A 20991-nucleotide genomic window follows, 5' to 3' on the forward strand; every position below is an offset into this window, starting at 1 on the left:
ATCCTACATTTATCCATACGACATTGCAATTATCCATTAACAGATGCGATTGAACATTGTAGGATACTCCTTGTAGATCATTTTTTATAAAAAGGGTGTGTTCACATGGGGATTCAATTTGACGCAGAGCAGCAGTTGTTTCATCTTCAGGCTGCTGATACGAGCTATGGCCTTCAAATATTGGAATCAGGTTACGTGGTCCACTTGTATTGGGGCCGGAAAATAAATCATCTAAAAGCTTCACATTGGCTTCAACTCGGGAGAGACCGGTCCTTTTCTCCAAATCCGGATCCTGCTGATCGAAATTATTCGCTCGACTGGCTGCCGCAGGAGTACCCGGCCTATGGGAATTCTGATTACCGTCAACCTGCGATTCAGATTCAGCTGGAGAATGGCTCCACAATAACGGATTTCAAGTACGAATCACACCGTATTATAGCTGGTAAGCCAACTCTGGACGGACTTCCATCTACCTATATTGAGCATGCAGATGAAGCACTGACACTTGAGATCACTTTGATAGATGGGTTGACTGGACTCAAGGCGGTATTAACTTATACAGTTTATGAAAATCATAATGTGCTTACGCGTTCAGTTCGTTTGATCAACGAAGGACTACAAACGCTCAAGGTGCTGCGTGTGCTCAGCATGAGTATCGATATGGCCGATAGTGGCTATGACCTGCTGCAGCTATCAGGAGCTTGGGCACGAGAGCGGTATGTAGAGAAGAGAGCGCTCGTCCCTGGCACTCAATCCATTGAAAGCCGCCGCGGTGGCAGCAGTCATCAGCAGAACCCATTCATTGCTTTGCTGGCGAAGGGCTCCACAGAGGATCATGGTGACGTATATGGATTCAGCCTTGTGTACAGCGGTAGTTTTCTCGCCTCCGTGGAAGTAGACCAATTTAATACGACACGTGTAGGCATGGGTATTAATCCATTTGATTTCAGCTGGTTGCTGGAGCCCGGGCAGTCTTTTCAAGCGCCGGAAGTGGTGATGGTTCACTCTGCAAACGGGCTTGGCGGGATGTCACAGACGTATCATGAGTTATATCGCACGCGACTGTGCAGGGGGACTTTCCGTGACCAGTCACGACCTGTATTGATCAATAACTGGGAAGCGACGTATTTTGACTTTACGGCGGATCAGATCGAGCAAATCGCAAAAGCCGGCAAAGAGCTCGGGATTGAGCTGTTTGTGCTCGATGACGGTTGGTTCGGAAAGCGCAACGATGATAAAACCTCTTTAGGCGATTGGTTTGTTAATCTGGAGAAGCTCCCTGAAGGATTAGGGAACCTGGCTGAGCGGATCACCAAGCTGGACATGCAGTTCGGTTTATGGTTCGAGCCTGAAATGGTTTCTGTCGAAAGTGAGCTGTATCGGGCGCATCCAGACTGGTGCTTGCATGTACCGAATCGAACGAGGTCCGAGGGAAGGAATCAGCTGATTCTCGATTTATCGCGTTCCGAGGTTTGTGATTATATCGTGAATACGGTATCGGGTGTACTTAACAGTGCCCCAATCACTTATGTCAAATGGGATATGAACCGATCTATGACCGAAATCGGCTCGGCTTCATTACCTCCTGAGCGACAAAGAGAAACGGCTCACCGCTACATGCTTGGTCTATATTCGGTGATGGAGCGTATTACGTCGGCTTTCACACATATTTTGTTCGAGAGCTGCTCCGGTGGCGGAGGACGGTTCGATCCAGGAATTTTGCATTATATGCCCCAAACCTGGACAAGTGACAATACCGATGCGGTGACCCGCTTGAAAATCCAGTATGGGACGAGTATCGTCTATCCGATCAGCTCGATGGGAGCCCATGTGTCAGCAATTCCTAACCATCAGGTACATCGCAACACCTCACTGCAAATGCGGGGGGATGTCGCGATGTCAGGAAACTTTGGCTATGAACTGGATCTAACGAAATTTACGTCTGATGAACGAGAGCTTGCGAAGCAGCAGGTAGCCATGTATAAAGAGCTGCGTCAATTCGTTCAATTTGGTTCTTTTTATCGGTTGCTAAGCCCCTTTGAAGGGAATACTGCTGCCTGGATGTTTGTATCCACGGATGGGCAGGATTGCTTGGTATGCTATTTCCAAATTTTATGTGAGCCTAATGAGCCGACAGAGCGCATCAAGCTTAAAGGTCTTGATGCAGACTCTCAATATATCTGGTTGGGGACCGATGAAGTATATGGTGGCGATGAACTGATGTATGGAGGTTTTGTCTTGCCAGCACTGCAGGGGGATTACCAAAGTTTCCTTGTACGTCTGAAAAGAGTATAAATACAAATTGCAAGGCTGTTCCAAGAGTCTATGAGACTATGGAGCAGTCTTTTTTTTCTAAAATTTAAGTTAAATTTTCAGAAATTTTTTAGATTCATCGTGTATAATGGATTTTAGTATGTGCTTTTTTTGAAAGGGGAACAGAATGGAACATCTTCATGGTACTTACAACCCGCTTATCGTTATTATTTCTTATATAATAGCAGGAGCAGCCTCTTATTCTGCATTGGATTTGGCTGGAACTATTAGTTTCACTAAGGGAAAAGCACGGGCTCTCTGGCTAATTTGTGGAGCCAGTTTAATGGGATTGGGTATCTGGTCTATGCATTTTGTCGGAATGCTGGCATTTTCTTTACAGATGGAGGTTACCTACCATATCGAGCTTGTGGTGTTATCCGTTGTCCTGGCTATAGCAGCTTCGTATATTGCCTTGTACATCGTTAGTAATAATGAACAAAGAGTCCGTCAATTGGTCACTGGCGGTGTTTGTATGGCTGCAGGTATTTGTGGCATGCATTATATCGGGATGGCTGCAATGATGGTTGATATTACATACAATTTCTGGTTGGTTGGTATTTCTATACTGGTAGCTGCCGTAGCCTCTAGCGCGGCACTTTGGCTGCTATTTTATTTTCGCGAGAACCAATCCCGCTATATCGTTTTTTATAAGTTGATAAGCGGACTCGTGATGGGAGCGGCAATAGCTGGCATGCATTATATCGGAATGGCAGCGGCTGAGTTCTATCATGGGGAAAAGACTTTGATTGCATCTGGCATGCAGATCGAACAGGGGATTCTGGCTTATATCATTGCAGCAGGGACACTGATTACCATTGGATTCACATTGTTCGGTATTTACATAAATAAACGATTATCTCATAAAGATTCAACGATTTTGGAACACGAAAGATGGTACCATTCCCTGTATGAGAATAACTCTAATGGTATTGTATCGGTCGATATTCATGGTAATATTATGGGCTTTAACCGTGCTGTGACCCAAATAACAGGTCTAGAGGAAGCAGACTTCATTAATAAACATATTTCCCATATCGGGTTGCAAATTACGGAAGAGGAACGAGAAAATACAAAAAAGTTTTATTACGAATCGTTCAAGAAGCATCCGCAAAGCTATGAGACCGCATTAATAGCTAATGGAAAACGGTTCGATTTGAGTATTATAAACGTGCCTGTAGAGATTAAGGGGAGACTTGTCGGCAATCATATTATCGCTAAGGACATTACAGAAGAGAAACAGTCGAAGGAAATGGCACAGCATCTTGCTTATCATGATGAGCTGACAGGACTACCAAACCGGAGAAGGTTTAATCAAGTGCTTACGGAAGCCATCGAGGCAGCCCAGGGAACGGACTTGACTTTTGCGGTTATGGTGCTGGATATTGATCGATTCAAGATCATTAATGATTCGTTGGGACATACCTACGGAGATATTTTTCTGCAAGAAATGTGTGAACGCATTCGGACAAGCGTAGAAAACTATAAAGTGACGCTGGCTCGAATCGGCGGTGATGAATTTACTCTCGTATGCGACAACAGTTATGATGAAAGTAAAGCGATTGAAATTGCAGAACGAATTATCGAGGCTGTACAGCTGCCATACCGACTTAAGGACAATGATTTCTACATTACAGCCAGTATCGGGATTGCTATTTATCCTCAGCATGGAGCCGATGATGTGCAGCTGCTCAAACATGCAGATACGGCGATGTATGAGGTCAAGAAAAACGGAAAAAACGGCTATCTCCTGTTCACGAGCAAGCTGGATTACGAGCTTCAGGAAAAAATAGAGCTGGAAAGTGATTTGCGAAAAGCTATCGAGCGTAATGAGTTTCTACTTTATTACCAGCCGCAAATTCGCCCGAGTGATAATTGTATGATAGGCGTTGAAGCCTTGGTACGATGGATGCATCCAACCAAAGGTATGCTGCCGCCAGGAATGTTTATCTCCATAGCCGAGGAGACAGGAATGATCTATGAACTCGGAACATGGGTGCTGCGTGAGGCTTGTGCACAAATGCGGGCCTGGCATGATGCTGGAGGGCCATTGATTCCTGTTTCTGTTAACTTGTCCTCTCAGCAGTTCCATCAGACAAATCTGGTGACTCAGATTAAGAAAATTCTCGAAGAAACACGCCTTGAGCCCCAATTTCTGGAGCTGGAAATTACGGAAAGCATGATGATGGATGCTTCGATATCTTCGGAGATTTTGAATGAATTAAGTGATAGCGGCATTCGGATCAGCCTCGATGATTTTGGGACAGGCTACAGCTCGTTAAGTTATTTGAAGCTATATCCGATTCATAAGCTCAAAATCGATCGTTCTTTTATTACCGATATAACCAGCGATGACAACGATAGAGCGATTGTCGCAACAATCATATCGATGGCGAAGCATTTGAATATGGAAGTCATTGCAGAAGGGATTGAGACTAAGGATCAGCTTGATATATTGCTGGATAATGAGTGTCAGGAAATACAAGGCTTTTATTACAGTAAACCCTTATCTGCTGGTGATGTAGAGCAAGCTTTTTTTGTACCCATGAGGATACAGAGTCTACAGGCTAGTGAACAACCGAATGGAGCGAAAGTATGGTAGAGGAAAGCCTTAAGCTGGCAAAAATATTGATTGTTGATGACCAGGAATATAATCTGAGTCTCCTGGAACGGATCCTGGACCGCGCAGGATACAAGAACCTGAACAGCAGCACGAACCCTCGTCAGACTATGCCTTTAATTGAACAGCTGGACCCGGATATTGTGCTGCTTGACTTACACATGCCGGAAATGGATGGGTTTGAGGTACTGCGCTTGATCCGTGAACATACCAATAAAGACAGCTATTTACCGGTTCTTGTGCTTACGGCTGATATAACGCCAGAAGCCAAAAAAATCGCACTGCAAGCAGGCGCTAACGATTTTCTGACAAAGCCGTTTGATCGAACCGAGGTTGTTCTTCGCATTCATAATTTGTTAAGAACCAGATATCTTCATCTGCAGCTTCAGCAGCAAAATGAGCTGCTTGAGGAACGCGTACAAGAGCGAATGAAAGAGCTGCAGCAAGCGAAAGCTGAAATTTTGCAATTGCTTGGCCGCGCTTCAGAGTATCGTGACGATATGACCGGTCAGCATACACAACGAGTTGGGCGGCTGTCGGGCTTGATTGCTGATCGATTGGGACTTCCTGCTCGGCAGGTGGAGATGATCCGAATGGCAGCGCCGCTTCATGATATCGGTAAAATCGGTATTCCCGATGAACTGCTGTTAAAGCCGGGTCGCTTTGAGCCTGAGGAGTTCGAACGGATGAAGCTGCATACGACCATCGGCGCCAGTATTTTAGAAGGAAGCTACTTTGCGGTTTTGAAAATGGCAGAAATTATTGCCGGCTCTCATCATGAAAAATGGGACGGAACAGGTTATCCACAAGGATTAAGTGGTGAGACTATTCCGATAGAAGCACGGATTGTCGCGCTTGCTGATTTCTATGATGCATTGACGCATGAACGTCCTTACAAAAAAACGTGGACGTCTGAGGAAGCGATCACTGAAGTGAAAAATCAGCGCGGGCAACATTTTGACCCACAGATTGTGGATGTATTCATTGACTTATTTCACGATAGCGCTGTTAATTTTTGATACGAGGAGGTTGTATAAATGAAGGGGATTGTGTTCACGGCATTTATTGAAATGGTAGAGCAAAAGTTTTCTTTGAAAATTCTCGATACGATCATCACCAATGCTCAATTGCCTTCCGGAGGAAGCTATACAACTTTAGGTACATATGATCACAGCGAAATGATTCAGCTTGTTGTTATGCTCAGCGAGCAATCGGGCATACCTGTTGCTGATTTGGTTAAAGTATTTGGTGAATATTTGTTCGTTCAATTGGTTGAAATGTATCCGCAATTTGTAGATACGAACCGGACCTTGTTCGAGTTCTTGTTAAAGGTTGACAGCTATATTCATGTTGAGGTGCTAAAGCTGTATCCGGATGCCGAGCTGCCCGGGTTCGAATATGAAACTAGCGGTCCCGACGCATTGGTGATGATCTATCGTTCATCTCGTCCGTTCGCTGATCTTGCTGAGGGTTTAATTCTTGGTTCCATCCAGCATTATGGGGAAGCTGTGGACATCCAAAGGGAAGATTTATCAAATGGCCCAGTGAATACTGCCCGATTTACTCTAACAAAGCGGGGAGGATATCATGGATGAAATTGCGATGCTTCGCAGACAGCTCGAACGAGAAAAAGCCGCCCGTAAGGAAGCAGAAAAAATAACGGAGCAAAAAACTCGTGAAATTTATTACATCAATCAGGAGCTGCGACGGTTGAATGACAATCTGGAAGACCTCGTGGCCGAGCGCACAGCGGAGCTGGGAAGAGCCCATGATGAAGCTATTCAAGCGAATATGATCAAGAGCCAATTTCTTGCAAACATGAGCCATGAGCTGAGGACACCTCTCAATGCGATAATCGGTTATAGTGAAATGCTGATGGAAGAAGCGGAGGAAATCGGCGAATTGGTCTTTGTGGAGGATCTGGGGAGAATCAACAAGTCGGGCAAACATCTGCTTGAGCTGATTAATGATATACTCGATATTTCGAAAATTGAAGCTGGTAAGATGGATATGTACTTTGAGTCCTGTGATCTGACAAGCTTGATTCATGATGTCATGACTACGGTGAAGCCACTGGTGGAAGCGAATGGAAATCGTGTGGAGATTCATAATGTTGAAGGCGAGATTATAAGTGATGTAACGAAGCTGAGACAAATTTTATTTAATTTATTAAGTAATGCAGCCAAGTTTACTAAAGAAGGCACTGTGTATATCGAGGTTAGCTATGAAACCCGTGATGATCGTCCAGGCTGCTCCTTTAGCGTCAGAGATACGGGAATCGGTATGACACCTGAACAGATAGACAAGCTGTTTCAACCATTCACACAAGCGGATTCGTCGACAACCCGTAAATATGGTGGGACTGGACTCGGTTTAGCGATCAGCCAACGGTTCTGTGAATTAATGGGAGGAACGATATCCGTTCGCAGTGAGCTCGGTCAGGGAAGTGCCTTCACTTGCTGGCTTCCCCTCCAGGCTTCTGCGCAGGCTAATTCTGCATCACTGGCATTCCTGAATAAGCTGCCAATGGAGCTTGAGCAAGCGAGCATCCTTCTCATTGACGATGAGCCTGCCAACCAGCAGCTGATGCGGCGGTATTTGGCTAAGGAAGGCTGGACATTAGCTTTTGCTGAAAGTGGGCAGGAAGGTCTGAGTCTTGCGAGAAAAATTCGTCCGAAGGTAATCTGTCTGGATATTTTGATGCCAAGTATGGACGGATGGACTGTACTTTCCTTACTCAAGAATGATCCTGATTTGCAAAATATACCTGTTATTATCCTCTCATTAACGAATGACAAGCATTTGGCCTATTCATTGGGTGCATCCGAGTTTTTGAACAAGCCGGTGAATCGGGAGCAGATGATCAAGGTATTGGACAAATTTGTTTCGAATCATCAGGATCACTCCGTATTGGTCATTGAGGACGATGTGGTTTCAAGTGAAATGATGACCAAAATGTTAACCAAAGAAGGCTATGACGTAAGCCAGGCTAATAACGGACGGACTGCGTTAAATGGCATGGAGCACAAAATCCCGGATTTGATTCTCTTGGACCTGATGATGCCGGATATGGACGGTTTTCAATTTCTCTCTGAGCTGCGTGAGCACGAGAAGTGGTGTCACATTCCCATTGTTGTAGTAACTGCGAAAGCAGTTACTGCAGAGGACCGTTTGAAGCTGAATGGTTATGTGAAGGATATTTTGCAAAAAGGAACGTTCGATAGGGATTCACTAATAGCAGAGATTCGCGGACTGATTCCCGGACCCCCACAGGATCCAGGCTAAGAGATATACCAGTCATTGCTTTAACTGCCCATGCGATGATATCAGATCAGGAAAAGGCATACGCAGCTGGCTGTGATGATTTTGACACGAAGCCGATTGACCTGAACCGATTGCTAGAGATGATATCCGCGGCATTGACCAAGCAGAAGCACCTACCATGAAAGCTATGGAGTGCTTCTTTTTTTATGCTGATTTATAGATTGACAAGGGGCATCAACGGGTGTATTATCCAATTATAAGCAATTTGAACAAACGTTCAAAACAATTGTTCAAAACAAACGTTCAACTCATAAACAATGATATTTGATAGATCAAAGGAGGCTGAAATGATGCAGGATAGTAAGGATGTAAAACTGAAAATTTTGGATGGAGCGAAGGTGCTGTTTGCTCAAAAAGGCTTTGAGGGGACAACGGTTCGTCAAATATGTGATCAAGCAGGTGTTGCATTGGCGTTGGTATCGTATCATTTTGGTGGCAAGGAGAACGTATTGTTGGCTTTGTATGATACATTTGCGCCGCAATTTTTGCAGGAGCCTTTCGTATTGTCTGATCCTGAACAGGATTTACGGAGGTTCATTACAGAATTCGTGCGATTTCGTAGGGAGGAGCCGGAGCTGATCAACATATTACAGCAGGAAATTATGATGCAAAGTCCGAGAGCGGAAAAGTTGCAGAAATGTGTGTTTGCCTTATGGATGCCTTTGAGAGAAATATTGATATCGGGGAAAGAGCAGGGACAATTTGAGTATGAATCATTGAGGCATACGCTGAACTTTATTGTAGGTACGTTAATTTTTTCGCGTGTCCACTCTTTTTTCGATCCTGTGTTTGTGCAGGATGATATCAAGGACAAGGATGAGTTGGAAGAAGTAGTCGAGCATACGCTCCGATTTATTTTCAAGGGATTGCAGGCTGCACACTAGACATCATGAGGGGAGAAGGAATCGTATGAAACGGAATTTGATACTATTGCTGGTATTGGGCGCAGCACTAGGGGGCGGAGGATACCTGCTCGCTGCTGAGGGAAAAGATGCAGTGTCTCTGGCAGCAAAACATAAGGGGAGTCTTTTGACGGCGGAACAGGTTAATGTGTCGTTTCAAGGCGTGGGTGGTAAAATCATTGATTTGGCGGCAAAGGAAGAAATGAAGGTAAGCAAAGGCGATGTGCTGATGACGCTTGACCCAACGGATATCGATTTACAGCTGCAAAAGGCGCAGGCGGACATAGAGGTAACAGCCATCAAGGTAAAACAAAGTGAAGATGCGTTGAATGTCGCACAGGATAAGCTGGGCAATGCCCTGAAGCAGGCGCAAATTGGGGTGGAGCAGGCCAGGACCTCACAGGAGCAGGTGCTTGAAGGCGCGCGATCGGAGGATATCGAACGTCAGAAGCTCGCGGTAGCGGCAGCAACCGAAGCACATACCCACGCGTTGAAGCTGTACAATCAATTGCTCAATATTGAAGATACATATGATAAAAATCCATACGCCTACAAGGACCATCGCGATGCGTTGGAAAATGCACGCAGTCAGCTGTCCACCTTGGAAAACGCGCGGGACCAGCAGCAGCAGGCTTTAAACAAAATGCTTAATGGTGCTTCTCAGCAGGATAAGCAGCAGGCATCGTTATTAACAGATAAAGCTAATGCGATATTGGAGCAGAATATGCTGACGGGGCAGGACATTGCGAATCAACGAATTGGCTTGGATACACTGATCAAGCAGCAGGAGCAGCAAAACATTCTTGTACAATCCCTGCAGGTCCAGAAGGAGCGGATGGTATTGAAAGCTCCTGTTGATGGCAAAGTAGCCAGAATTATTCCCAAAGCAGGCGAAAATGTGGGATCGGGGACTCCATTAATCGTGCTGGAAACCGGTAAATTGTATTTTGATATGTATGTAGATGAGCGCCAGGTGACGAAGCTGCAGCCAGAAGGCACGGTTCCAGTACGTTTTGCAGCACTTCCTGATCAATTAACTGGGCGAATTCAATTTGTCACAGCCGCTCCTCAGTTTGCGGGATTAAGGATGAGTCGGGAGAAAGGAACAGCTGATCTGACAATGTTTCAAGCCCGTATTGAGGTTGATCGGATCGATAAATTACTCCCCGGGATGACGGCGGAGGTGCATATAGATGAAATCGCTGCTCGATGAATGGAAATTTGTGCTGCAAGGCAAGTTTGTACTTATTATTTTAATCGTTCCACTGCTCGTATCGGCACTATTTGGTTACTTGTTTCAAAACAGCCAGATCAATGAGGCTCCAATTGCTGTGGTGGATGAAGATAACAGCTTGTACAGCAGACAATTTACAGATAAAATCAATGCTTCTCAATATATGAATGTCGTCGATGTGTTTCACTATACAGTAACACCGGATACATTGATGGCGAATGAAGCTTATATGGCAGTCATTTATTTGCCTCGTGGGATGGAGCAGCTTCGACTCCAGGGCAAGCAGGTGAATGTGGGGGTTTTGATCGACAATTCGATGCCTGCTGCGGTTAGTAATATCCGTAATGGAGTTCAGGAGCTGTTCACCGTAGAGAACACGACAACCTCGATGGGCAAGCTGAAAGCGATGGGCGTATCGGATGAAGCTGCGGCTGCGATTATTGCCCCTCTTTCGATGCAGCAAAGGCTGCTGTACAATCCGACATCCGATTTTATCGCATTCATGGTTATCGGATTCGTGAATGTTACGGCACTTGGAATTACAATTGGCGGAGCAGCCGCGATCGTACCGCGATTACGCCTTGAGGGTAAACTACAAGAGGAGCTCACGCATCCGATCGGCTTATGGCTGAGAGTGCTGCCTTATGCGATGAGCTCAACCATCAGCTTGCTTCTTGTATTCGGAGTGTTGAAGCAGCTTGGGGGCTTACGGTTTGCCGGCAGTCCGCTGGCGTTTCTCTTACCGTTGATTCTTTATACACTCGTAGTGACCGTTATCGGAATGCTCGTCGGTTGGACGGCGGCTGATCCTGCCAAGGTTACCTTGCGAACGTATCCTATTGTATATCCATCCTTTATGCTATCAGGCTTTCAGGTGGCCTCAATAATGCTGCCTCACTCGGCACAAATGCTGGGCAGTCTGCTTCCTCTTACATGGTTATTCAAATTTATCCGTGGCATCGGTTATCGTGGTGGAAGCTTGACTTATTATGCCAGTGAAATCGGGGTGCTTGTTCTGATGCTGGGTGTGCTGTCCTTAGGTGTCGGTCTGATGATCATGAAAGAAAACCGTAAGCTGAGTTTGAATAACAAGATGAAGGAGATCACAGCATGAGCAGAAAAATGAAATTTGCAGCAGTCGCGGTCGGCTTTACCATTTCCTTGTTTCACTTTATTCCTCCGGTAGCGGCAGAAGCTTCAGAACCCTTAGCGACAATTCTACCGATAGACGCTGGAGGGGTTTCAATATCCAAGCCGAACTCCTATATATTAAATGATACTTTAAAGGTAGAGATTAAAAGTGTGCTGAACGAAACGACCTCGGAAGGACAACGAATTGCCGTTGTGGTTCGTGCGAAAAGCACGGCTTCCAAAGTGGTAAGCATACCGGATATGGAGCTGAGGGTGAGAGCGGCTGATGGCTCCGAGTATACGCTTCAAGCCAGTGTGTTCAATGCCCATGCCATCCGCCCTCAGACCAATGAAGAGCTGAGCTATATGGCCGTGGTTGATCGCAAGGATACGTTCGAATTGAAGGAGCTTGTGTGGCTATCTGTGGATTGGTATACATATCCGAAGACGGAAACAGAGCTGTTGATCATCCCTGTATCGGGATACAGCTGGAATGGAGCGTTATCCTCCATACAAGACCCATCTGCCAAGAAGACATGGAATGAGTCCTTCCCAATTCCGAATATCGATTCACCGTTGATTTATAAGCCGGCAGCGATCCATAAAGAAAGCACTCCAAAAGGCACCATTCATACGGTAAAGCTGCTGGTGGAGAATCGTTCTACGAAAAAAGAAATGTTACCGTCACTTAGTATGGATGGCAGAGTCGGTGCTGCTGGAGTAAACACAACTTTATTCAACGGGGCAAATGCCGAACAGAGCGCGATAACGTTGGAGCCGGGAGAAAAGCGCTATCTGTATTTCCAGATTCCTACGGACAAAGATACGATATTAAGCAGCTTGAATGTGCTAAGTTCAGAAAACTTCAGACAGATGGATGCCAAAGGAACAGTTACACAAGTAGGTTATTCGATTGGTAGATTGAATATTGCGCTACCACAGGGTGGCCAGGCTGATCTTCCGGTGCAAAGCTTGGCTTATCAGTATGGCACTGACTTTTCTTTTGACAGCTTGTCAGATACGATAGACCCTCATATGTCCGTTTCGTTGGTTGAGATGCACATGCATGAGAATGAGGGAGAAGGCTACAATACGGTGATCGGTAAATTCAAGCTAAGCAATAACGGAGATCAACCGCTGCCTTTGCCTGTTTTTCAAACGAAGCTGGAGACCGAATCCGGTGCTGCATACAGCGGTAACCGACAAACGACAACCACGCAGGATATTATGCCGGGAACTGCTTATATATTGAGCTATTCCTATCGGATGCCGATAGATATGAAGGATCGTACTATTGTACTGAAAATACTTGATGCGAATGGCTCCACAACGGCATCTTCAGCAGCTCCAGTGACGAACACTATCGGTGCCTATGCTGTAGCTTTGCAGCAGGATGTTATGGATGCGGAGAAGTTATCCTTTTATCCATTCCAAGTGAAGCTCAACGACTGGTCCCTGATGGCCCGAACGAGCGCCCCCTCTGCTACATCACCCATTACTTATACGTACAGGCTTAAGCTTAGCCTGGACATTGAGCGTGAGGAGAAGATGATCGTGGATAAAGACTTTTCCAAAATGTCGCTGGAGCTCATAGATCCAACAGGCAAGCTGTTATCGGTCAAAACCTTGAATTTTACCGGTGTTAACCGATTGGTGAGCGGTATGCAGTTTGTTACCTTCGATAACCTGCGCACTGACGAGCAGGAATATCCGCTCAGTATCAACGTCTACGAAACAATTGCAACCCCGACAGGTGAAGTTAAACGGCTTATGACCGTGCTGCAGGAGCGCTAATGTAAAGCCAATTTGTTTCACTCACATAGATAAACTGGACAGACAGCGAGAGCTGTCTGTTTGTCTGTCTGTTAGTGCTTGAAAGCTTCTACCTGTTCTGCGACCAACTCGATGGGGGTTGAATTATGGCGAATCAGTCTTCCGTCGCTATAGACACAATGATGTTCATAACAAGCAGGATCGTAAATCAGAGCATTTAAAAATACAGGAATATTCGAAGCCACTCCCTGGTTTCGAGGATTCAGGATCCAATCAATCTGCTTCCAGTCTAAAATACCCTCTGTCGTTTTGATCGGGGTGAAATAGGGGAATTGTGTCGGCAATTCAGCTGCATACAAGTACATACCGCCCAAATCTTGACCATCCACCGTCCAGGTCACAATCCCTTTATAGGAAAGCTCATAATCAGCTGCTGTCAAATTTACTTCCTCGCTGATCTCACGAATCATCGATTGTGTGGGAGATTCCTCCGGCTCCAGCTTACCACCGACACCGTTCCAGCAGCCCATCCAACTGGGCTTTTCTCTATTTAACAATAGAATGCGATCACCTTGTTTAATGAAGCAAATGTTGTATTTCAGTCTTGATTTCATCTGATCTCTTCCTCATAAATCCGATTTTACTAAGGATACCATAGAGGCTCGTCCCTGAATACCATATAATGGATAGGTTATGTATAATGAAGAAACAGAAAATAGTAGATGTGTGAGAGATAGAGGGGGAATCAACAATGCTTCATCAGTTGTTTATCAATGATCAAATCCCGTTCAGGCGTAATGGGCTGCTGCAGGGACTTATCATTAGTTATGTGATATTCTGGGTATGGATGTCGATCGAACCTTACAACAGCTTTGGCTGGTGGCTGGAAAACCTGCTGATTTTCGCTGCTGGTGTGACACTGCTGGTGACGTATCGCGGGTTTCATTTTACCAATTTGTCTTATTTGCAGATCGTGCTGTTCCTTGCCTTGCATACGTTCGGTGCTCATTATTCATATAACACGAATCCGGTGGATAAGCTGATCCATTCACTGTTTGAATTTCCAAGAGATGAGTACGATCGAGTGGTTCATTTTTGCTATGGCTTATTGATAGCCTATCCGATTCGTGAGCTGATCATAAGGCTGATGAAGCCAAGCGGCTCATGGGCGTACTTTCTGGCCCCGATGTTAGTGCTTGCAAGCGGTGCGTTCTATGAGCTGATCGAAATGTGGACGGCTTTTATCGTGGCACCCGACATTGGTACTTTATTTCTCGGTACGCAGGGTGATCCTTGGGATGCGCAGCATGATATGGCAGTTGCCTTGTACGGTTCGATCATCGCGATGATTGTAACGGCGGTTGTCAAGGTCATGACAAATAAGCCCGTCGTGGCTCGACAACCAAAGGAACAGCGACGGACTGAAGCTCTTTAACGGTACAATATTCATGATGAATGCGAGTAATCCCATATTGAGCGAAAAGGTCTGGTACGGAAAGGTTGCCTGCGATTCGAACTATCGACGGCGTGTGGGTTTGGTAAGCCTGGGCCTTATTCGGCGGGAAGCCGTTGCGGCCACAGGCATAACCTTCATGGTTTGGGTCAACTGATTGTAAACCAGACCCCATTGTTTGCCGGGTTTCAGTCCGAACCTTCGCATATTGATGGCGGTAAGGCGAAAATCGGTTTCCAGCTCGTTTTCCGGGATTACAACCTTCAGCTTCTTGCTGATGGACCCATTAGCTACGGTAATGACCATATTTGGTGTGCTAGGGATACCGAGCCAGCTCAGTAACGTATAGCCGATAATGATACTGCCATCCCGATGCTTGCGCGGTTCCGATACAAGAAAACCATGAGCCTGGCTGGTCGTGATTCTGCGTATACGAAGTCGGTTAACGTTCGGATCGTAGACCAGTGTAAATCGGCTGCCGTGACGCATACGGAATTTTCTTGCAGTCAGTGGATCAACTTCGATATAGTTAAACGAGCAGTCGCTTCCTTGTTCATGAACGACTCTTACTTTGCCTTCGAGATCGGCTCGCTGTAGAGTGACCTCATATCCGTCGCGAATGAGGTGAAGATCGTTGGGCAACCCGCCTTCGCAATTATAAATAATAACAATTGTGTTCTCAGCCAATTCTTTGGAGACCTGAATGTCTACGACGCCACTTGCCACGATACGCTCACTCCCTGTCGATCCTAGTTGCACGGATACGGTAATTTATACTTCTTTACCATATGCGCTTGCGTATTTGTTCGTTTGGATGGTTGTACCGGGAAAGTTCATTAATAGGATGAAAAGGGGATAACTATGGAACAGCAGCATGTAATAGACGAAGCAAGACGATTTGCGAGGGAACAGCTTGGAGATGATTCCAGTGGTCATGATTGGTGGCACATTGATCGGGTAACCCGAATGGCAGTCCTTCTTGCCAGCAAAGAAGGCGCAGATGTGTTCATCTGTGAGTTAGCCGCTTTACTTCATGACGTAGCCGATGAGAAGCTGAATCCATCACTGGCGGCAGGGATGGCCAAGGTTAGTGATTGGCTGGCTGTACAGGAGCTCGAGCCTGCAGCAGTTCATCAGGTTATGGATATTATAGGAAGTATTTCATATAAAGGCGGGCATAATCCTCCAGTCGTATCGATAGAGGCACAGATAGTGCAGGATGCCGATCGTCTGGATGCGATTGGAGCTATTGGTATAGCACGGACATTTGCCTATTCAGGCTGGAAAGGGCAGCTTATTCATGATCCAGAGCTGTCTCCGCGTAAGGAGATGACAGCAGAAGCTTATCGCAGCGGCAAATCTACAGCGATTGCGCATTTTGATGAGAAGCTGCTGAAATTGAAAAATTTGATGAATACCGACACCGCCAAACAGATTGCGGAGGATAGACATCGTGTGATGGAGCAGTTTCTGGAGCAATTTCATCAAGAATGGCATGGCTTGGAGTTGGATAGGGACACATCACATTGAAAAACCGGCTCTCCTTCAAATAAAGGAGACCGGTTTTTTGGTCTATCAACAGACGAGTACGCCGAAACAACAAGCTGTTACGATGACTGCTGAGCAGGACAAAGCCGTTGCGTCGCAAGCATCTGCTGACTCGTCGTACCGAGCCGTTGATGACTAGCAGATTGCGACAGGGCGATGCGCTGCCGATCACGCAAAATCCCGTAAAAATCGGTACACGTGAGGTGTTATGGCGAAAGCGAATGGTAACCAAGTCAGTGTGAACTGCCATCAGATTCACCTCCTTTATTGGTAATCTGCTATAGTTAATGCTAGATATGAGATTTAGGAAACGGACAAACATTGCCGTATCTTGATAATTTCAAAGATAAAAGGATAAAGAGGTAAATAGAGATGACCATACAAAGTTTTGTAGGCATTGATGGGTGTAAAGCAGGCTGGATGACCGTTATACTTTCAACAGAGGGGAATTGGACGGCGAAGGTATATAAGGAGCTGAGTGAGCTGTGGAGGGACTATGGCGATGCGAAGCTGCTGCTGATCGATATGCCGATAGGACTGCCTTCCTGCATGACCGCTGTAAGGTCATGTGATCTAGAAGCCCGACAGCTGCTGCAGCCTAAGCGGGCTTCAAGTATTTTTTCGGCACCGATTCGTGAACTGCTTGATGTGTCTTCGTATAGTGATGCCAATGCGCTTAGTAAACAACTGACATCCCGTGGGTTATCCAAGCAAGCCTGGTTTATCATTCCCAAAATCCGGGAGCTCGACCAACTGCTGCAGATCAGTCCGATAGCTCCAAAGAAGCTGCGAGAGTCGCATCCGGAGCTATGCTTCACCACATTGTCAGGCGCACCGATGCTGCATAACAAGCAGACCGAAGCAGGTTATGAAGAACGCATAGAGCTTTTAGAGCTGTTGTACCCCAAAGCCCGAACGATCGTCCAACACACATTGGCTGCTTATCCACGGAAGGCTGTGGCAAGGGACGATATTGTGGATGCGCTGGTGCTAGCTATTTCCGCGCTGCTGAGTAGAGGCAATATATTGACAGTTCCCTTTATCATGGAGAGGGATGAAACAGGACTTCCCATGCAAATAACGTATCCTCCTAAAAGCCTTGCTGAATAAGGCTTTTTTTGCTATTCATGCACCTGATTGACATGGGTACTGCAAGGATGTTGAAGCTGTGCAAAAATGTCTAAGTGCTATCTCACGTAGTGGGGAAAGGATACAAAAGAGTATGATTGTTGATCGAACGGATGTATTTTATAGTGAACCTACAAGAACTCATTATAGATCAGGGAGGCAGCTCAATCATGTTTGATATGCAAAGGTTTAAACAACCAGTGGCGGCAGATCGTATTCATCCGTTCTGGTTTTGGAATGGTGAAATGGAAGATGGTCAAATTCAATATCAAATCGATGAAATGGCAGATAAAGGTTTGGGCGGTGTATTCATCTGCGCCAGACAAGGCCTGAAAATTCCTTATTTATCGGAAGCCTGGTTTCAAAAGGTGCGTGTTGCGGTTGAAGCAGCAGAGAAACGCGGATTAAATGTCTGGCTGTATGACGAATATCCCTATCCGAGCGGTATTGCCGGCGGGGAGGTTACACTGGAGCATCCGGAGGCCAAGCACTACACGCTCACACATACTACACAAAGAGCACTGGGTGGTGAACACCTATCGTTAGAGCTGCCTTGGGCACGCATTGTTTATGCCAAAGCAGTCCCCATTACTGCGGATGGTCGCAGGAATTGGAATGAAGCGATACCGATCCGTGATTCCATAGGTAACTTTCAAGCCGATTCGATTTTTCAAAAAACCGGTCTGACTGCCTATAATCAAAAACGTTTTTTTACTTATCGTACGATTCAGAAGCTGGATTGGACTGCTCCTGATGGCGAGTGGGAAGTATTTATCGCTCAGGAAAAAGAAATAGAAGATTTTAAATATTACGGTACGTTCGTTGATCCTTGCAACCGGGAAGCCATGGCAACTTTTATTCGACTGACGCATGAGAAATATGCGAAGTATCTGGGAGAGTTTTTTGGCACGACAATCAAAGGAATGTTCACTGATGAAATCGGTCTGCTCGGCAGTATTCCTTGGTCACCACAGCTGGCTGGATTTTTCCTCGAGCTGAATGGCTATGATTTACTGGAGCATCTGTACGCACTGTTGGACCCCGAGGCAGAGGGTGCGGCCAAGATACGCTACGATTATTATCAGGCAGTCCACTTGCTGCTGAGAGAATCGTATCATAAGCAGGTTCATGATTGGTGCGAGCAGCACGGTCTGGAATATGTCGCAGAGGTACCTTCGGTAAGACACACGACCCAATTGTTCAGTCATGTGCCTGCCGGTGATACTGCACATGAGAAGCTCGGGCGATCGCTGGAGTGGATACTTAATCATAGGGCGTTTGAATTCCGGAGCAGTGCGAAGATGGTCAGTTCTCTGGCACGTCAGTTAGGACGGGAACGTAATCTGATCGAATGCTTCCACAGCGTGGGCTGGTCGATGACACTTCAGGATGCACGATGGATGATCGACAGGATGGCTGCTCAAGGAACGAATTTTTTTAACTTTCATGCCTTTTTCTATACAGTTGACGGCTTGACCCAGCATGATGCGCCGCCTTCGCAGTTTTTGCAAAATCCGTATTGGGCGCATTTCCGAAAGCTGGGTGACTATACGGGACGGATCAGCTATGTGATGAGCAGTGGAGAAGCTGTAATTTCGACTGCAGTTCTGGAGCCGATAACGTCGTTATGGGCTCGTATGGGCAATCCGTTCCATGGTTTTTCACATGGCGGCACCGATACAGTAGAAGAACAGCGGTTGAGCAGTTTAAGAGCATGGTGGGTGCGTATCTTGTACCAGCTGAGTCTTGAGGGCAGAGACTTTGATCATTTGGACCCGGAACTGCTGGCAACTGCGGAAATCAGCAACGGTACGATCAAGCTGGGTAACGCGCGTTACTCGACATTGGTTCTGCCGCCGCTTACGAATCTGGAAAGCGGAGCCTGGAAAAGCATACAGACATTTTTGCAGCAAGGTGGCAAGGTGATCAGTATGGGGCAGCTGCCTTATGAAGCCATTGATTCGTCAACATCGGATCTGTCCGAGATTACAGCAGCGTTCGGATTAACTGGAGGCGTAAAGGTAAGCTTTTGGGAACTGAACTCAATGGGTAGTTCGGAGTCTGACGCAAGCTCATATCAAGAGCACGACTCTATCGATGGTGAACTTCAGAATTGGTATAAAGGAGAGCATAACGCTTACCACCTTCCTTTTAAAGCGTCAGCTGATGAGCAGCAAGTGCTGAAGCCTTTTACAGAGCTGCTGGATAAGCTGGAACCGATGGCAGTGCGACTTCAGCCTGCTTGCGGTGAATGGGGCTTGATGCTGCAAACACGTCTTGTTGCGGAAAATAAGGCGCTTGTATTTATTAGCAATCAGGAATCCATACAACGCCAGGTTGAATTGCAGATCGAACCTCATCTGTGGGGTAAGCAGACAATAACTGCTGAATCCTACTCGCTCGAATTCCGTGAGCTCTCCTTGGATACAGGCGAGGCTGTCGATCTGCAAGGCAAATATGCACAAGTAGGCACCTCGTGGGGACTGCCCCTGTCGATAGCGCCATTTGCATCAAGACTGATTGAGGTCGTCCGTACTTCCCACGGCAATGTCAATCTGTCCCAACAGCAATCCGATCCAGGCAAGCCATGGGCGTGGACATTGGATGCGTCAGCTGATTGGAATATGCGTGCACAGCAAGCGAATGTGCTGCGTCTGGATACTTTCCGGTTAACACTTAGTGATGCAGCTGCATCCGCAGACAGCTTTTCTACCGTTGGTGCTGACGTGGGCGTGAAAACGTTCATAGACCAATGTGCTGATTTGGCTGAAACCTCGGCGCTGCCTGTCATGATGCAGCAAACCTTCGGGACGCCGATGGAAGTCTCACTAGCCTACCCGCTTCAAGCACGTTATTCAGTGGAATTCGTGGTGAAGCAGCTGCCTGAACAGGTGGAAATGCTGATGGATGATAGTGCCATTGCAGGCTCGGCAGTCATTCGAATCAATGGGCATGTACTGGATATTCATAATTTCAAAGCGGTCTTTGTCTATGACCATATGAATAGGTCCCAGGAGATCACAAGCCTTCTGCAAGAGGGAATTAATCTGCTTACCGTAGATATAGAGATAGGACAGGATAGCGATGGCATTGTAGATGCCTTGTATGTGACAGGTCCATTCGAGGTCCATTTTGATGAAACTAATCGGGCAGTGCTGTCGGGTCCAGAGGTACACAAGCTGCCTTTACAGGCAGGGCCATATGACGGCTATCCGTATTATGCTGGTGTTTTCTCGTTTACACAAAATGTAGAAGTGGCACCTACCACGGATGCGGCAAGCTTTGAGCTTTCCTTTGAAGGCTGGGACCCCCATTTCCATGATTGTGCTGAAGTACTAGTGAATGGCACATCACTCGGTGTCTGCACCTGGTCGCCTTACTTATGGGAAGGACCTGCCACACTGCTGCGAGAGGCGGATAACCATGTAGAAGTCAAAGTGACGAATACATTGATCGGTCTGCTAGAAGGCAAATACTTCGATTATGAGGAACACGCTGTTAAATTGATTTCGCAAAGAAAGGGGTAAAGCCATGTCTGCTGCACAACAACCACGAATTGCCCCCGGTA

17 protein-coding genes are annotated in these 20991 nt (G+C 46.3%); 15 read left to right on the plus strand and 2 right to left on the minus strand.

Features of this window, described 5'->3' with window-relative positions; translation table 11 throughout:
• The first annotated feature begins 105 nt into the window (after positions 1-105).
• The 10 genes from BK127_RS15685 (at position 106) to BK127_RS15730 (ending at position 13315) form a co-directional block, all read left to right on the plus strand.
• Positions 106-2295: an alpha-galactosidase gene (locus BK127_RS15685; protein WP_076231760.1), complete on the plus strand. Its 2190-nt coding sequence runs from the start codon at positions 106-108 to the stop codon at positions 2293-2295.
• A 145-nt stretch (positions 2296-2440) separates the two neighbouring features.
• Positions 2441-4912: a bifunctional diguanylate cyclase/phosphodiesterase gene (locus BK127_RS15690; RefSeq protein WP_076231762.1), complete on the plus strand. Its 2472-nt coding sequence runs from the start codon at positions 2441-2443 to the stop codon at positions 4910-4912.
• A complete protein-coding gene (locus BK127_RS15695; RefSeq protein WP_076231764.1) occupies positions 4906-5949 on the plus strand; it encodes an HD domain-containing phosphohydrolase in 1044 nt (347 codons plus the stop codon). The genes BK127_RS15690 and BK127_RS15695 overlap by 7 nt, the downstream gene beginning before the upstream one ends.
• An 18-nt stretch (positions 5950-5967) precedes the next feature.
• Positions 5968-6525: a heme NO-binding domain-containing protein gene (locus BK127_RS15700; RefSeq protein WP_076231766.1), complete on the plus strand. Its 558-nt coding sequence runs from the start codon at positions 5968-5970 to the stop codon at positions 6523-6525.
• A complete protein-coding gene (locus BK127_RS15705; RefSeq protein ID WP_076231768.1) occupies positions 6518-8215 on the plus strand; it encodes an ATP-binding response regulator in 1698 nt (565 codons plus the stop codon). The genes BK127_RS15700 and BK127_RS15705 overlap by 8 nt, the downstream gene beginning before the upstream one ends.
• A gap of 5 nt (positions 8216-8220) precedes the next feature.
• Positions 8221-8376 carry a response regulator gene (locus tag BK127_RS44810; protein WP_332843720.1) on the plus strand — a complete coding sequence of 52 codons (156 nt, stop codon included), beginning with the start codon at positions 8221-8223 and terminating at the stop codon, positions 8374-8376.
• Positions 8377-8544: 168 nt separating this feature from the next.
• The gene (locus BK127_RS15715; protein ID WP_240414267.1) at positions 8545-9138 is read left to right on the plus strand and encodes a TetR/AcrR family transcriptional regulator; all 594 of its coding nucleotides are present in this window, start codon (positions 8545-8547) and stop codon (positions 9136-9138) included.
• A gap of 25 nt (positions 9139-9163) precedes the next feature.
• Positions 9164-10369 (plus strand): HlyD family secretion protein, encoded by a 1206-nt coding sequence (locus tag BK127_RS15720; protein WP_076231772.1) that lies wholly within the window; start codon positions 9164-9166, stop codon positions 10367-10369.
• Positions 10350-11504 (plus strand): ABC transporter permease, encoded by a 1155-nt coding sequence (locus BK127_RS15725; protein ID WP_076231774.1) that lies wholly within the window; start codon positions 10350-10352, stop codon positions 11502-11504. Before BK127_RS15720 ends, BK127_RS15725 begins: the two co-directional genes overlap by 20 nt.
• A complete protein-coding gene (locus BK127_RS15730; RefSeq protein WP_076231776.1) occupies positions 11501-13315 on the plus strand; it encodes a hypothetical protein in 1815 nt (604 codons plus the stop codon). The genes BK127_RS15725 and BK127_RS15730 overlap by 4 nt, the downstream gene beginning before the upstream one ends.
• Positions 13316-13386: 71 nt before the next feature.
• Here BK127_RS15730 and BK127_RS15735 read toward each other — a convergent pair whose 3' ends face one another.
• On the minus strand, positions 13387-13908 hold the full coding sequence (locus BK127_RS15735) for an NUDIX hydrolase (RefSeq protein WP_076231778.1): 522 nt from the start codon (positions 13906-13908) through the stop codon (positions 13387-13389).
• Between the two features lie 137 nt (positions 13909-14045).
• Between BK127_RS15735 and BK127_RS15740 the strand changes: the two genes are divergently transcribed.
• Positions 14046-14729 carry a DUF2238 domain-containing protein gene (locus BK127_RS15740; protein WP_076231780.1) on the plus strand — a complete coding sequence of 228 codons (684 nt, stop codon included), beginning with the start codon at positions 14046-14048 and terminating at the stop codon, positions 14727-14729.
• A gap of 81 nt (positions 14730-14810) precedes the next feature.
• On the opposite strand, the gene BK127_RS15745 is transcribed toward BK127_RS15740, so the two are convergent.
• Complete coding sequence (locus BK127_RS15745; RefSeq protein ID WP_179097497.1) at positions 14811-15506, minus strand: hypothetical protein; 696 nt, start codon at positions 15504-15506, stop codon at positions 14811-14813.
• A 102-nt stretch (positions 15507-15608) separates the two neighbouring features.
• Between BK127_RS15745 and BK127_RS15750 the strand changes: the two genes are divergently transcribed.
• From BK127_RS15750 to BK127_RS15760, 4 genes are all read left to right on the plus strand, one after another.
• Complete coding sequence (locus BK127_RS15750; protein ID WP_076231783.1) at positions 15609-16277, plus strand: HD domain-containing protein; 669 nt, start codon at positions 15609-15611, stop codon at positions 16275-16277.
• Positions 16278-16384: 107 nt separating this feature from the next.
• Entirely contained in the window at positions 16385-16537 is a 153-nt protein-coding gene (locus BK127_RS43715) for a hypothetical protein (protein ID WP_179097498.1), read from the plus strand.
• 130 nt (positions 16538-16667) lie between these two features.
• Positions 16668-17405, plus strand: a complete 738-nt coding sequence (locus BK127_RS15755; RefSeq protein WP_076231785.1) for a DUF429 domain-containing protein — start codon at positions 16668-16670, stop codon at positions 17403-17405.
• A gap of 188 nt (positions 17406-17593) precedes the next feature.
• Positions 17594-20950, plus strand: coding sequence for a glycosyl hydrolase (locus BK127_RS15760; protein WP_076231787.1), 3357 nt, complete (start codon positions 17594-17596; stop codon positions 20948-20950).
• The last annotated feature ends 41 nt before the right edge of the window (positions 20951-20991 follow it).

The organism is Paenibacillus sp. FSL H7-0331, assembly GCF_001956045.1.

Bases quoted from the DNA above. Each gene is read 5' to 3' on its own strand.
- BK127_RS15740 (WP_076231780.1), top strand. From the start codon at position 14,046: ATGCTTCATCAGTTGTTTATCAATGATCAAATCCCGTTCAGGCGTAAT.
- BK127_RS15685 (WP_076231760.1), top strand. From the start codon at position 106: ATGGGGATTCAATTTGACGCAGAGCAGCAGTTGTTTCATCTTCAGGCT.
- BK127_RS15715 (WP_240414267.1), top strand. From the start codon at position 8,545: ATGCAGGATAGTAAGGATGTAAAACTGAAAATTTTGGATGGAGCGAAG.
- BK127_RS15705 (WP_076231768.1), top strand. From the start codon at position 6,518: ATGGATGAAATTGCGATGCTTCGCAGACAGCTCGAACGAGAAAAAGCC.
- BK127_RS15725 (WP_076231774.1), top strand. From the start codon at position 10,350: ATGAAATCGCTGCTCGATGAATGGAAATTTGTGCTGCAAGGCAAGTTT.
- BK127_RS15730 (WP_076231776.1), top strand. From the start codon at position 11,501: ATGAGCAGAAAAATGAAATTTGCAGCAGTCGCGGTCGGCTTTACCATT.
- BK127_RS15720 (WP_076231772.1), top strand. From the start codon at position 9,164: ATGAAACGGAATTTGATACTATTGCTGGTATTGGGCGCAGCACTAGGG.
- BK127_RS15695 (WP_076231764.1), top strand. From the start codon at position 4,906: ATGGTAGAGGAAAGCCTTAAGCTGGCAAAAATATTGATTGTTGATGAC.
- BK127_RS15735 (WP_076231778.1), bottom strand. From the start codon at position 13,908: ATGAAATCAAGACTGAAATACAACATTTGCTTCATTAAACAAGGTGAT.
- BK127_RS15750 (WP_076231783.1), top strand. From the start codon at position 15,609: ATGGAACAGCAGCATGTAATAGACGAAGCAAGACGATTTGCGAGGGAA.
- BK127_RS15755 (WP_076231785.1), top strand. From the start codon at position 16,668: ATGACCATACAAAGTTTTGTAGGCATTGATGGGTGTAAAGCAGGCTGG.
- BK127_RS15700 (WP_076231766.1), top strand. From the start codon at position 5,968: ATGAAGGGGATTGTGTTCACGGCATTTATTGAAATGGTAGAGCAAAAG.
- BK127_RS15760 (WP_076231787.1), top strand. From the start codon at position 17,594: ATGTTTGATATGCAAAGGTTTAAACAACCAGTGGCGGCAGATCGTATT.
- BK127_RS15690 (WP_076231762.1), top strand. From the start codon at position 2,441: ATGGAACATCTTCATGGTACTTACAACCCGCTTATCGTTATTATTTCT.